This is a genomic window from Acidovorax sp. BL-A-41-H1 (assembly GCF_051942715.1).
This window is the reverse complement of the sequence record NZ_JBPVJQ010000012.1, coordinates 14,010-26,864: the sequence shown is the minus strand read 5'-3', so window position 1 is coordinate 26,864 and position 12,855 is coordinate 14,010. Positions and strand designations below refer to the sequence as shown.

The window sequence follows — 12,855 nt, the reverse complement described above, 5'->3', positions numbered from 1 at the left end:
CAAAAAACAGGCCTCTGCGCGCGGCCATATTGCCTTTAAAGCTATTGTTTTTATAGCATTGACATCACAAGGGCACTACAGCGCCTGCACCAGCGCCCGCACGGCGCGGGGGTAGATCACATGCTCCTGGGTCAGCACCCGCGCCGCCAGCGTCTCGGCCGTATCGCCAGGCAGCACCGGCACCACGGCCTGGTCCAGGATGGGGCCCACGTCCAGTTCGGCCGTCACCTGGTGCACGGTCACGCCCGCAAACTTGCAGCCTGCATCAATCGCGCGCTGGTGCGTGTGCAGCCCGGTAAAGGCGGGCAGCAGCGAGGGGTGGATATTGATGAGCCGCCCCGCGTAGTGCGCCACAAACCCGGGCGTCAGGATGCGCATGAACCCGGCCAGCACCACCAGCGCGGGCTGGTGGCGGTCGATGGTGGCGGCCAGTTCGGCATCAAACGCCTCGCGGCTGGCAAAGGCCTTGTGGTCCAGCGCCTCCGTCGCAATGCCCTGCTCCCGCGCAAAAGCAAGCCCTGCAGCATCCGGTTTGTTGCTGATGACGGCCGCCACGCGGGCGCCGTAGCGCTGCTCCCAGTGCTCCTGCTGCGCAGTCCGGACGATAGTGGCCATGTTGGAGCCGCCGCCAGAGATCAGAATGACGATGTTCTTCATAAATTGCCCCGGATTATCCCAGCCATGCCTTTTGATCCTGCGACCCGCCCCCTCACCCCCAGCGAAGCCCGCGTACTTGCCACCCTGATGGAGAAGGCGCGCACCGTGCCCGACAGCTACCCCATGTCGCTCAACGGCCTGGTCACCGGCTGCAACCAGAAAACCAGCCGCGATCCGGTGATGAACCTGAGCGATGCCGAGGCGCAGGAGGCGCTGGATTCGCTCAAGCTGCTGACCCTGGCGTTTGAGAGCAGCGGCAACCGCACCACGCGCTGGGAGCACAACTTCCAGCGTGGCGTGGGCGTGCCCGAACAATCGGCCGTGTTGCTGGGCCTGCTGATGCTGCGCGGCCCGCAGACGGCGGGCGAGCTGCGCATCAACGCCGAGCGCTGGTACCGGTTTGCCGACATTTCCTCGGTCGAGGCGTTTCTGGACGAGTTGCAGGAACGCAGCGCCGAAAAAGGCGGCCCGCTGGTGGTGCAGCTGCCCCGCGCACCCGGCGCGCGCGAGCAGCGCTGGGCGCACCTGATGTGCGGGCCGGTGGACACCAGCAGCAGCCATGCCCCCCAGCCAGGCACCGGCGCAGCGGGGCCATCCCCCGCCCTGCAGGCCCGCGTGGACGCGCTGGAGGCCGAGGTGGCCAGCCTGCGCGCCACCGTGCAACGGCTGTGTGCAGAGCTGGGCATGGCCGCAGACGCCGCGCCGATGTCGCCACCCGGACAGGAATAAAACGAACGACCGTGCTACAAACAGGACTTCTCAGGAGACAAGCCGCATGGATCTCGCATTCACCCCCGAAGAACAGGCCTTCCGCGACGAAGTTCGCGCATGGGTTCACGCCAACCTGCCCAAGGAAATCTCGCACAAAGTGCACAACGCCCTGCGCCTGACCCGTGCAGACATGCAGGGCTGGGCCAAGATCCTGGGCAAAAAAGGCTGGCTCGGTTTTGGCTGGCCCAAGGAATTTGGTGGCCCCGGCTGGACGGCCGTGCAAAAGCACCTGTTTGAAGAAGAGTGCGCGCTGGCTGGCGCGCCCCGCATCGTGCCCTTCGGCCCGGTGATGGTGGCCCCGGTGATCATGGCGTTTGGCAATGCCGAGCAGCAAAAGCGCTTTTTGCCCGGCATCGCCAGCGGCGAAGTCTGGTGGAGCCAGGGCTACAGCGAACCCGGTTCGGGCTCGGACCTGGCCAGCGTCAAGACCCGCGCCGAGCGTGTGGGCGACAAGTACATCGTCAACGGCCAGAAAACCTGGACCACGCTGGGCCAGCATGGCGACTGGATGTTCAACCTGGTGCGCACCAGCAACGAAGGCAAGCCGCAGACCGGCATCTCCTTCCTGCTGCTGGACATGAAGTCCAAGGGCGTCACCGTGCGCCCCATCAAGCTGCTGGACGGCGAGTGCGAAGTGAATGAAGTGTTCTTCGACAACGTCGAAGTGCCCGCAGAGAACCTGATCGGTGAAGAGAACAAGGGCTGGACCTACGCCAAGCACCTGCTGAGCCACGAGCGCACCAACATCGCCGACGTGAACCGCAGCAAGCGCGAGCTGGAACGCTTGAAGCGCATTGCCAAGACCGAAGGTGTGTGGGATGACCAGCGCTTCCGTGACCAGATCGCGCTGCTCGAAGTGGACATCGTGGCGCTGGAAATGCTGGTGCTGCGCGTGCTGTCGGCCGAGAAGTCGGGCAAGAACTCGCTCGACATCGCGGGTCTGCTCAAGATCAAGGGCAGCGAGATCCAGCAGCGCTACGCCGAGCTGATGATGCTGGCCGCCGGCCCGTTCAGCCTGCCCTTCATCGAAGAGGCCATGGAGGCGGGCTGGCAGGGCAACTTCCCCGGCGGCGTCACCGCCAACGCACCACTGGCATCCACCTACTTCAACCTGCGCAAGACCACCATCTACGGCGGCTCGAACGAGGTCCAACGCAACATCGTGGCTCAGACCGTACTCGGCTGAACCCCAGTCCAGGAGACAAGAACATGGATTTCGATTTTTCTGACGACCAGGAACAACTGCGCGACGCCGTGCGCAAGTGGGTGGACAAGGGCTACACGTTCGAGCGCCGTCGCGCCACCGTGGCCGCAGGCGGTTTTGACCGCGCCGCCTGGGGCGAGCTGGCGGAACTGGGCCTGACCGCGCTGACCGTGCCCGAAGCCCACGACGGCATGGGCCAGGGCGCGATCGACGCCATGGTGGTGGCCGAGGAACTGGGCCGTGGCATGGTGCTGGAGCCCATCGCCCAGGCCTTCATCGCCAGCAGCGTGCTGTCACACTACGCACCCGCCGACGTGCAAGGCGCCTGGCTGCCCCGCGTGGCCAGCGGTGAAGCGCTGGTGGTGCTGGCCTACCAGGAGCGCAAGGCACGCTACCGCCTGGATGTTTGCGAGGCAAAAGCGGCCTCTGCGCCCGCTGGATATGCCGTAACAGCTACAAAAAGCATAGTAGCCGCTGGCGACCAGGCCGATGCCTTCATCGTGCCTGCGCAGCTGGACGGAAAAATCGCTCTCTTCCTCGTGGAACGCTCGGCCGCTGGTGTCACCACGCGCGGCTACGTCACGCAAGACGGCAGCCGCGCCGCCGAAGTGCAACTGGCCAACACCCCCGCCACGCTCATCACCACCGACGGCCTGGCCGCGCTGGAGCTGGCCGTGGACACCGGCATTGCCGCCACCTGCGCCGAAGCCGTGGGCGTGATGGACAAGACCGTGGCGCTCACCGTCGAATACATGAACCAGCGCAAGCAGTTCGGCGTGTTCATCGCCAGCTTCCAGGCACTGCGCCACCGTGTGGCCGACATGAAGATGCAGCTGGAACTGGCCCGCTCGATGAGCTACTACGCCAGCCTCAAGCTCGGCGCCCCTGCGGCCGAACGCCGCGCTGCCATGGCCCGCGCCAAGGTGCAGCTGGGCCAATCGATGCGCTTTGTGGGCCAGCAATCGGTGCAATTGCACGGTGGCATCGGCGTGACCGATGAGTACATCGGCAGCCACTATTTCAAGAAGCTCACGCAGCTGGAAATGACCTTTGGCGACACCCTGCACCACCTGGGCGAGGTGTCGGCCCGCATGCAGGACACCGCTGGCGTTTTTGCATAAACCGGAGCTGTCACGCACTTGTGCAATGCTCGTGGGCTGACCGGCTCACGGGCATTTTTTCTTTCAGGAGACCTTCCGATGAACACGCTGTGGCTGCAACGCCGATCCCTCCTCCTCGCCACCGCTGCTGCGGCAGCCACCCTGGCCCTGGCTGGTTGTGCCACCCAGAGCCCCGGCCTGGCCGAGGCCCCGCCCATCGTTTTTGTGCACGGCAATGGCGACACCGCCGCGCTGTGGCAGACCACCGTGTGGCGCTTCGAATCCAACGGCTGGCCGCGCGAGCGCCTGCACGCGATCGACCTGCCCTACCCACTCGCGCGCGATGAAGATGCCAAGCCCCAGCCAGGCCGCACATCAGCCGCAGAGCACATGGCCTACCTCCAGGCCGAAGTGGACAAGGTGCTCAAAACCACCGGTGCCCGCCAGGTCGTGCTGGTGGGCAATTCGCGCGGCGGCAACGCCATCCGCAACTACATCTACAACGGCGGGGGTGAAAAAACCGTGAGCCACGCCATTCTGGGCGGTACACCCAACCACGGCGTGTGGGCCATTCCGGGGTTCCGCGAAGGCAACGAGTTCTCGGGCACGGGCCCTTTTCTCAAAGCACTGAACGCGCCCAAAAATGCGGCAGGCGACGAGGTGAGCGGCCCCGTGAAATGGCTGACCATCCGCTCGGACAACAACGACAAGTTCGCCCAGCCCGATGGTCTGTGGATCGGCCAGAAGGGCACCGCCACCAACGTGACCGCCGCGGGGCCCGAGCTCAAAGGCGCCACCAATGTGGTGATCCCGCGCATCGACCACCGCGAGACCTCGTACTCGCCCGCCGCGTTTGAAGCCACCTACCGCTTCATCACCGGCAAGGCTCCGCAGGCCACCACCATCGCGGCAGAAAAGCAGGTGGTGCTGAATGGCAAGGTCACCGGCCTCGGTGTAGACCCGGCCGACGCGAAGACCGGCAACTTCAGCAACAACCTGCCACTGGCAGGCGCCCAGCTGGAGGTCTATGCCACCGACGCCGCCACCGGCGCCCGCAGTGGCCCGCCACTGCTGCGCAAGACCGTGGGGGCCGATGGCGTGTGGGGGCCGTTGAGCATCCCGCCTGGCACCCCCACCGAGTTCGTGATTTCAGCGCCCGGCTACGCCACCACCCACATCTACCGCAGCGGCTTTCCCCGCAGCAGCAACCTCATCCACCTGCGCGCAGAACGCATGGCCGACGCGGACAAGGCTGCAGAGTCCATCGTCACCCTCACCCGCCCCCGGGGCTACCTGGACCCGGCGCGCGACAAGATGCTGCTGGATGGTGCGGCACCGGCAGGTGTGCCCGCTGGCGCGGGCGTGGCGACAGCCAAGGTCAAGCCCTCGGGCGGGCAGCGCACGATTGCAGCCGAGTTCAACGGCGAACGCGTGGTGGGCCAGACCTGGCCTGCCTCGCAGGGGCGTCTGGTGATGCTGGAAATCAGCCAGTAGCCCAGACCAAAGCCGAAGGCTGCGCATTGCCGCGCAGCCTTGGCCTGCCTCTCATGCGGAGGGCAAAGGACGAAGGACGAAGCTGGCGCCCGCGCAATACCCCCTTGTGCACTACACCTTCAGTGTTTGTGCCCTTCATGCCCCTGGTGCCCGTGGGCCTCGGCACGTTTGCGGTCGTCCACCACGTTCACCGTTGCGCCGTTGGGCAGCAACATGTCTCCCGCGCGCTGGCCTGCCTTGCACGCCCCCAACCAGCGCCCCTCAAACTCTGTCCGGCCAGGGTTGAAGCGCACCGGCTTGGAGTACTTCACCTCAAAGACGCCCCGATAAGCGGCCTGCAAGTCTCCCGACAGTTCCACAGCGGCTTCCACCCGGTTGTCGTGCACGTAGCACATGGTGCGTATTTCATGCCCCTTCCCTGACTTCTTCACGGCCACGTCATGGCAGTGTTCCTGGCCAGGAACCACGGACAGCAGCATGATGGATTCGAACTCTTCATTGGTGCACTGCAGCACCTTCTGTTGCCGCATCATGGAATCGCCCGCGCCCCGGATCGTGACCTCCCACAGTCCGGCTTTTCTCACCGGCAGCGACTGCGTCTGGGCAAACACAGGCCCCGCTGCAAACGCCAAAATCCCCAGGCCAGCCACCCACGGTGCGCAAATCCTGTGCATCGCTCGATTCATCGCTCTACCCTTCAAAACAAAAAAGAAAAGGGTTCGGCGGCAGATGGCGCCGCCGAACCCGATTCATCGCATCGGGCTGAAGTCAGCTCAGCGCATCTGGCGTCGGTGCATGCCCACAAAGAACAGCGCCATCAAGGCCGACAGGATCAGCAGGCCCCATTCCGACAAGGTAGGAATGGACGTCGGCACCATCACAAACGAAAACGCCACCGTGCAAGACGCATTGACCGGATTGGTTGTATAGGTGTTGCCCACCAGGTTGCCACCACAGGCGCTGCCCCCCGAAGCGACCCGCGCGGTATAGCCCGGGCTGGGTGTCACGGTGTACACCACGGTATTGCCGGGCGCCGCAACGTTGGTCACCCCCAAGGGCGTCACGGTTCCGTTGGGGCCTGCACTGGCCGTCACGGCCAAGGCCGCAAAGCTGAAGGCCACGTTGCAATCCGCAGTCACAGGATTGATCGTGTAGGTGTTGCCTGCGAGCACGCCATTGCACGTGCCGCTCGCGCTGGGGATGTTCCCCGCACCGGGTGTCAGCGTATAGGTCACGGAACCGCCCACAGCCACTGTGCGCGAGGTTCCGGGCGACACGGTCCCACCGGCACCGGATGTCATGGTGACGGTAGCTGACAACGCGAAGTTGGCAGTCACGGCCGCGTCGGCCGTCATGGCCGGCACGGTACATGGGTTGGCCGCTCCAGTGCACGCACCCGACCAGCCCGTAAAAATGCTACCCGCCGCTGCCGTCGCCGTGAGGATGGCCTGGCCACCATTGGCCACGGGCATGGCGCAGGTGGCGCCGCAGCTCATGCCAGCAGGAACACTGACCACCGTTCCACTGCCCGCCCCCGACTTCGTCAGGGTCAGGTTATGCAAGGTTGCAGCCGCCGAGTTGGTGTCACCCGCCGTGTTGTTGGCCGTGTTGCTGTCTGTGACACCTGCCGGGGGCGCGATGTTGAAAACTGTGGACGCGGACGTGGGGCCCGTCACCGTTGCTCCAAACGTGAGGGTGACGCTGCCGCCCACAGGGACATCCAGCAAGACGCCGCCACCAGGCAATGCGCCTGCAGCAGGAGCACCTGCCTGGCAGGCACCGCCGCCCGCACCGCTGCAGGTCCAGCTTCCTACGGTCAGGCCCGAAACGGTGGGCTGGGTCAGGGTGGCGCCGATCACGGGCGAGGGACCATTGTTGGTCACCACCACCGTGTAGGTGGACGTGCTGCCCACTGCACTGGCCGATGCACCGTCGGTCACGGTCACCACCAGGTCCGTGAGCGTGGCACCGCTCACCACCTGCGTCTGCACCATGGGGCCCAGCACCGTGCTGGCGCCCGTGGCGGACATGGAGTACGTACCGTGATTCAGCGAGTTGTTCGGACTGGTCGTGCTCGCATTGGCAGGAATGCCCCAGACGATCTGGAAGGTACCGCTCTGGTGATCGACCAAGGAACCGAAGTCGCAGGTCACGGTACCGGCAGACCCCACGGCCGGCGTGGTGCAAGACGCTCCCGCAGGCACACTCACCGACTGGAAGACGGCATCAATGGTCGCGGTGTTGGTGCTGTTGCGAATCTGTGGGCTGGTGGCGCTGACCTGGCTGTTGAAAACCATCACCCCGCTGTTGTTGCTGTAGGTGTAGGTGTAGGTCACGTTGTCGCTGGGCTGCGCCGTAGTCGGCCCGGTTGCAGACACCAGAAGACCCGCGAAGAACGGCCCGATCGAGTCCACATAGACTTCACCCGAGTGGCCGCCTGCGCTACAGCCTGAGGCGATGATTTCCACCTCCACGGTGTCACCCACGTCCAGCAAACCACTGCCAGGCGCCACATCAATTGCCTGCCATCCCGTGTACTGGTAGCCGCCCACGGTCTGCCAGGGCACACCCGGCTGGGCTGCGAAATTGAACGTGTAGAAGAGGCGCGTGCCCTTGGTGACATTCCGCACTTCTACATAGAAATAGGCTTGACCATCGGGAGCATGGCCACCGTCTTGAATCACCGGCGCGACCGCCATGCGCAGGTGCACCTTGCCATCGACAGGGTCAACGTCGCCGAGCACCATCTGCGCGGACTGATGGATGCCACTGGCCCGATTGTTGTTGCCACGCGCGTTCACGCGCGCGCTGTAGGTGCCCTGAAAGGGAATACTCAAAGCCTGGCCAGGAGCGTCCGGTGCGTTGGCGGGCGTACCCGATGCCGTGCTCACCACCTGGGTCACAGGCGCCTGGCCAGGCGGCTGCAAGTTCAGATGGCTTTTCTGGGTAGGAGGGAAGGTAGCAATACCGATGTTCTGGTAGTGCGTCACCGTCCAACCCGTGAAATCCCCGGTTTCAAAATTGCCATTGACAACACCTGCTTGTGCAACGGAAGTCGCCAGCAACGCGCCAGCACCAGCCGCAAGCACGCTTCGCAGGCACTGACGCGCCAATGCCCGCGCCACTTTCCACATACTCATTGTTTTCAACACATTCCCCCTCTTGGTAGATAAGCTGCCGACGCACTTGCGAACGCAGGCAGATACAAAACGAACACACACTTCACGCAAAAACGGCGCACGCAGACGAAGCCACCCCTCGGCGGCCTTCTGGTCACCGATGCAAGGATTTCTTAGGTGGGGTATGAGGGGGATCCAGCACCGGATGAATCGATGCCCTCCCCGGCAGACAGTCGTTTAAGGCACGAAGACAAGCCCTTTGCCAAACACCGCCCGCACCGGCAAAGGCGTGCCGGTGGCTTCGAGGGTCTTGCGGCGCAGCCGCGTCAGAGCAGACTCGATGCGATGGAAATCGTCATCCAGCGCGCGCCCCCCCACGGCCTGGACCAGGGCCTGTTTGCTCACCACCGCGCCCCGTGTCTGCATGAGGCAGGACAGAAGCTCCAGCTCCCGGGTCGTGAGGGCCACGGTCTGCTGATTGGGGGCCCGCAAAGTTGCGCTGGCAGAGTCCAGTTGCCACGGCACGGCTGCCACCGCTTCGCCGCCGCCATGCAATTGCTTGTTGCGCAACTGGGACCGAATGCCTGCAACCAGTTCCTGCATATCGACCGGCTTGACGAAATACTGCAAGGCACCGGCCTCCAGCCCCTTGATCCGGCTGTCCAGATCCGCGCGGGCCGTCATCAGCACGGTAGGCACACCCTGCGCAGCCAATCGGGTCAGCAGGCTCAAGCCATCCTCGCCGGGCAATCCGATGTCAATGACCACCAGATCGGCACGGCTGCGCAGTAGGCGGACATAAAAATCCTCCGCGGAATCTGCCCCCCAGGACTGGAAACCCGAGCGCCCGAGAAACCGGCACACATTGCTGCGGATGTCTTCGTCGTCCTCTACGACTGCGATGATCGGTTCTGCAGACATGACAGGAATAGATGGTGGGTCCGAAACATTTGGCTACGTACCATTGTGTCAGCGCATCGACGAGCCAGCCATGCACAACAACTCACGAAAACTCACAGCCAACCCACCTCCAATCCAATCTCATACGGCGTGCTGCTGGCTGGCTGCGCTGTGGGTCTGCCTGCTTGTGGTGATCGCCTTGTGGCCTGCAACAGCCCGGTCCTCCACGCTGTTCGCCACCGCCCAGCTAGGCTGGGACATTCCCATGGACAGACTGGATGACCCACTCGGTCATCTCGGGCCCGATGCCGTGGCTGCCACCGAGACGAGTGCCATGACATCCCGGCTGAGCACCCCCTTGAACGCAGGGTATCTGGGCCATACCGTATGGCTTCGGTTTGAGGTGCCTGCCCCCACCCTGGGCCCCGGCCAGGAAGGCCTCTGGCTACTCGCCCAACCCACTTATCTCGACTTCGTGACCCTCTACCAGAAGGGTGTGAACGGGGAGTGGCTGGAGCAAACCAGCGGCGACTTGGTTCCGCCGAACCAAAAAGTCGGCATCCGGCAACACCTCTTTCGCCTGGTACCCGGCCAAACGGCCTTGGTTCGAATCCAGACCACCAGCGCCATACAGTTCCAGGCGGAGGTGCTCACCACAGAGGCGCTAGCGGTAGAACTTGCCCGATCCGAGCGCGGCATGGGGTTGTACTTTGGTGCCATGGCGATCTTGCTCGTCTGTATTTGGGCGGCGACTGCCATCTTCCGCACGCGCGCGCTGTTCTCGCTGGCTGTGCTGGGAACCGTCAGCACCATCCACATCTTCAATGTGCGCGGCTACGGGAGCCTCTGGTCGCCGGACGAATTCACGGTGTGGGCCAGCCACGCCGTGGGCATAGGGGCATTTCTGCTGCCCGCCATGCTGGCTTGGCAGATCAAAGAACAGCTGACGCGCGGAACCCGCTACCGCAGGACAGACAGGCTCCTCACATTCCTGATCGCACTGAACTTGCTCGGTACCTTGAGCGTGCCGCTGGGGTTTTACCCGGCCGTGGCGTGGGTCAACCTGGTCTCCCTGCTCGCCGCCGACGTGGCGGGCGTGGTCCTGTGCTTGCTGACATTGCGACGGCGAGATCGCATCGCTGCGCATGCGCTGCTGCTCGCTGCCTATGGCCTGCACGGCTTGGGCGGGGTCCCCATCGCCATCCTCATGACAGGACTGGTCCCATTGAGGATAGATGCAACCTCGCTCTGGCAACTGGAAGCCATCGCCTTCACCAGTTTGCTCGCCATCGCTGTTTTTGTCGGCATGGTGGCACGGTACCGACAGGCGCAACTGGCCAAGGACCGGGCTATCGAGCGGCTAGCCCTGTCCGAGCATTCTCTGGAGGAGCGCATCGAGCAGCGCACCGCTCAGCTCACGGAGGCACAAACTGCGTTGGGCCAGGCCCTGGAGAACGAACGAACTCTGCGGGATGAGCAAAAGCAGTTCTTTCACATGATCAGCCATGAGTTCAGAACCCCTCTGGCCGTTATAGATAGCGCAGCAGCGGAACAACAGGCCTTTCCTTCGCCCGATCTTCCATCCCAAACTGACCGTGCAGCACAGATCCGCAGGGCCTGCAGGCGCCTCACATCATTGGTAGACAGTTGCCTGATCAATGAAAGATTGGATAGCGCGGGATTCTCGCTACAGGCGTCGCCCACCAGAGTGAGCGATCTGCTGCAGCACGCGGCACAGTTGGTGCACTGGTCTCCACGCCACCACTTGCAGTTGTTCACCGACGCCGCACCCGAGGAGTGGGTGTGCGATGCAACGCTGGTACACATCGCGCTGTCCAACCTGGTGGACAACGCCGTGAAGTACGCCGCAGCGGGGGAGATTTTCATCGCGGCACGCAGAGGGGAATCAGGGCTTCTGGAAATTTCGGTGGCGGATGAAGGCTCCGGCATGTCACTCGATGTCATGAACCGGATCTTTGAACGGTTTGAACGGGGTGACCGCACCGACCAAAGCAGAGGGTTTGGCCTGGGACTTTGGGTGGCGCGCAGGGTGGCGCGCCTGCATGGTGGCGACATCACCGTCGAATCCACAGTGGGAGAAGGCACCTGTTTCACGCTGTCCCTGCAAGCCCAGCGCATCGGCCAGGGCTGAGGCGCCGCGCAGCCGTTGCCTACCCCCAAGGGCCTGCGGCAGGAATCCTGGATAATTCAGCATCCATTCCTTATCGATACGGGCTCGCAGAGCCTGGCAGACCGCACAGCGGCCCGTTTGCAACCATCCAGCACCCCATGAGCGCCACAGCGACCGACCCCAATCTCCAATATCTGACCAAGGCCCGCGAACAAATTGCCCAGGGCGACCTCAAGAATGCGGCTCAGACGCTCAACAAGGCCAACGCCCAATGGCCGCAAGACGCGCGCGTTTTCATGCTGGGTGGCCTGTTGGCAGAAAAGGCTGGCAATGTGAAGGGCGCGCTTGAAGCCCTGCGCAAGTCGGTGTCGCTGGCCCCGGACTGGGGCCCTGGCCTGCTGGAACTGGCGCTGTTGCTCGCCCGCCAGAACCAGTTCAAGGAGGCGGTAGAAACCGCTGAAAAGGTTGCACTGATCGAACCGCAGAACCTGCAGGTTCTGGCCGGCGTGGTGGACATTGCCCACCGTGCAGGCCATACCGAAATGGCGATCCGCCACCTTCGTCGAGGCCTGGAACTGGTACCCGGCGACGTGATGCTTCGGCGCCTGCTGGCCGCCGACCTGAGCGGCCAGGGTCAGCACGCGGAGTCCCTGGCAGTGTGGAGCGCACTCGTCGCAGAGAGCCCTCAGGATTCCCAGGCCCTGATTGGACGTGTGCAGGCCTGCATTGCTGCCGGCAAGCCCGCCGAAGCAGAACAAGACACCGCAGCCCTGCTGAATCTGGCGCCGGACGACGTGGTCTATCAGTACTACGCACAGCTCGCGCGCGGCGAAACACCCAGGCAGCAACCTGCTGAGCTGACACGCCCGATGTTTGACAACATGGCGGAGTTCTACGACCTGCACATGGTGCGGGGCCTCAAGTACCAGTTGCCCAAGCAGGTGGGTGACCAGATCCTGGCGCGCCACCCAGAAAAGAAAATCAATGTGCTGGATCTGGGTTGCGGCACCGGCCTGCTGGGTGTGTGCCTGGGCCGCCTGGACGGCGCACTGGTGGGCGTGGACCCGTCAATGAAGATGATCGAGCAGGCGGCGCGCCACAACGTGTACGACCGTTTCCACACCGTGAACCTGCACGATGCCCTGCGCGAGACACCCGATGGCCTCTACCAGGTGATCGCGGCGCTCGACGTGTTCATCTACGCCGGTGACGTGACCGAGGCAATTCCCAATGCTCTGCGTGTGCTGGTGCCGGGCGGCATGATGGTCTTTTCATTCGAGACTGCACCCGAGCAAGGCGCCGACCTGGTGCTACAGCCCTCTGGCCGCTACGCCCACAAACGCAGCCACATCGAGGCCCTGTGCAAAGCCGCAGGCTTTGCTTCGGTGGAAGTGCGTGACACCGAACTGCGCGAGGAAAACCACCAACCCGTGAACGGGTTCGTAGTGACCGCCTGCAAGGCCGCCTGAGGCCTTCACG

The 12,855-nt window shown here is 63.9% G+C and carries 10 protein-coding genes; 6 read left to right on the top strand and 4 right to left on the bottom strand.

What is annotated here, in order from left to right:
• Positions 1 to 75: 75 nt before the first annotated feature.
• The gene (purN, locus tag ACTPOI_RS24590) at positions 76 to 657 is read right to left on the bottom strand and encodes a phosphoribosylglycinamide formyltransferase (RefSeq protein WP_094285380.1); all 582 of its coding nucleotides are present in this window, start codon (positions 655 to 657) and stop codon (positions 76 to 78) included.
• Positions 658 to 681: 24 nt separating this feature from the next.
• Here purN and ACTPOI_RS24585 point away from each other — a divergent pair, with 24 nt between their 5' ends.
• The 4 genes from ACTPOI_RS24585 to ACTPOI_RS24570 all read left to right on the top strand — a co-directional run bounded on the left by ACTPOI_RS24585 (position 682) and on the right by ACTPOI_RS24570 (position 5,226).
• Positions 682 to 1,386, top strand: coding sequence for a YceH family protein (locus ACTPOI_RS24585; protein ID WP_440113973.1), 705 nt, complete (start codon positions 682 to 684; stop codon positions 1,384 to 1,386).
• Between the two features lie 46 nt (positions 1,387 to 1,432).
• The gene (locus tag ACTPOI_RS24580) at positions 1,433 to 2,614 is read left to right on the top strand and encodes an acyl-CoA dehydrogenase family protein (protein ID WP_094285378.1); all 1,182 of its coding nucleotides are present in this window, start codon (positions 1,433 to 1,435) and stop codon (positions 2,612 to 2,614) included.
• Positions 2,615 to 2,637: 23 nt separating this feature from the next.
• Positions 2,638 to 3,753, top strand: coding sequence for an acyl-CoA dehydrogenase family protein (locus ACTPOI_RS24575; protein ID WP_440113970.1), 1,116 nt, complete (start codon positions 2,638 to 2,640; stop codon positions 3,751 to 3,753).
• Positions 3,754 to 3,831: 78 nt separating this feature from the next.
• Positions 3,832 to 5,226, top strand: a complete 1,395-nt coding sequence (locus ACTPOI_RS24570) for an alpha/beta fold hydrolase (protein ID WP_440113967.1) — start codon at positions 3,832 to 3,834, stop codon at positions 5,224 to 5,226.
• Between the two features lie 119 nt (positions 5,227 to 5,345).
• Here ACTPOI_RS24570 and ACTPOI_RS24565 read toward each other — a convergent pair whose 3' ends face one another.
• From ACTPOI_RS24565 to ACTPOI_RS24555, 3 genes are all read right to left on the bottom strand, one after another.
• The gene (locus ACTPOI_RS24565) at positions 5,346 to 5,900 is read right to left on the bottom strand and encodes a DUF3617 domain-containing protein (RefSeq protein ID WP_440113964.1); all 555 of its coding nucleotides are present in this window, start codon (positions 5,898 to 5,900) and stop codon (positions 5,346 to 5,348) included.
• 99 nt (positions 5,901 to 5,999) lie between these two features.
• Positions 6,000 to 8,216 (bottom strand): IPTL-CTERM sorting domain-containing protein, encoded by a 2,217-nt coding sequence (locus ACTPOI_RS24560; RefSeq protein ID WP_440113961.1) that lies wholly within the window; start codon positions 8,214 to 8,216, stop codon positions 6,000 to 6,002.
• 366 nt (positions 8,217 to 8,582) lie between these two features.
• Positions 8,583 to 9,266, bottom strand: a complete 684-nt coding sequence (locus ACTPOI_RS24555) for a response regulator transcription factor (protein ID WP_094285853.1) — start codon at positions 9,264 to 9,266, stop codon at positions 8,583 to 8,585.
• 70 nt (positions 9,267 to 9,336) lie between these two features.
• On the opposite strand from ACTPOI_RS24555, the gene ACTPOI_RS24550 reads away from it, so the two are divergent.
• Entirely contained in the window at positions 9,337 to 11,397 is a 2,061-nt protein-coding gene (locus ACTPOI_RS24550) for an ATP-binding protein (protein WP_440113958.1), read from the top strand.
• 137 nt (positions 11,398 to 11,534) lie between these two features.
• Positions 11,535 to 12,845, top strand: coding sequence for a tetratricopeptide repeat protein (locus ACTPOI_RS24545; protein WP_440113955.1), 1,311 nt, complete (start codon positions 11,535 to 11,537; stop codon positions 12,843 to 12,845).
• Positions 12,846 to 12,855: the final 10 nt, after the last annotated feature.

Coding starts and splice junctions, on each gene's coding strand:
- purN (WP_094285380.1), bottom strand. CDS start 657: ATGAAGAACATCGTCATTCTGATCTCTGGCGGCGGCTCCAACATGGCC.
- ACTPOI_RS24565 (WP_440113964.1), bottom strand. CDS start 5,900: ATGCACAGGATTTGCGCACCGTGGGTGGCTGGCCTGGGGATTTTGGCG.
- ACTPOI_RS24550 (WP_440113958.1), top strand. CDS start 9,337: ATGCACAACAACTCACGAAAACTCACAGCCAACCCACCTCCAATCCAA.
- ACTPOI_RS24570 (WP_440113967.1), top strand. CDS start 3,832: ATGAACACGCTGTGGCTGCAACGCCGATCCCTCCTCCTCGCCACCGCT.
- ACTPOI_RS24555 (WP_094285853.1), bottom strand. CDS start 9,266: ATGTCTGCAGAACCGATCATCGCAGTCGTAGAGGACGACGAAGACATC.
- ACTPOI_RS24545 (WP_440113955.1), top strand. CDS start 11,535: ATGAGCGCCACAGCGACCGACCCCAATCTCCAATATCTGACCAAGGCC.
- ACTPOI_RS24575 (WP_440113970.1), top strand. CDS start 2,638: ATGGATTTCGATTTTTCTGACGACCAGGAACAACTGCGCGACGCCGTG.
- ACTPOI_RS24580 (WP_094285378.1), top strand. CDS start 1,433: ATGGATCTCGCATTCACCCCCGAAGAACAGGCCTTCCGCGACGAAGTT.
- ACTPOI_RS24585 (WP_440113973.1), top strand. CDS start 682: ATGCCTTTTGATCCTGCGACCCGCCCCCTCACCCCCAGCGAAGCCCGC.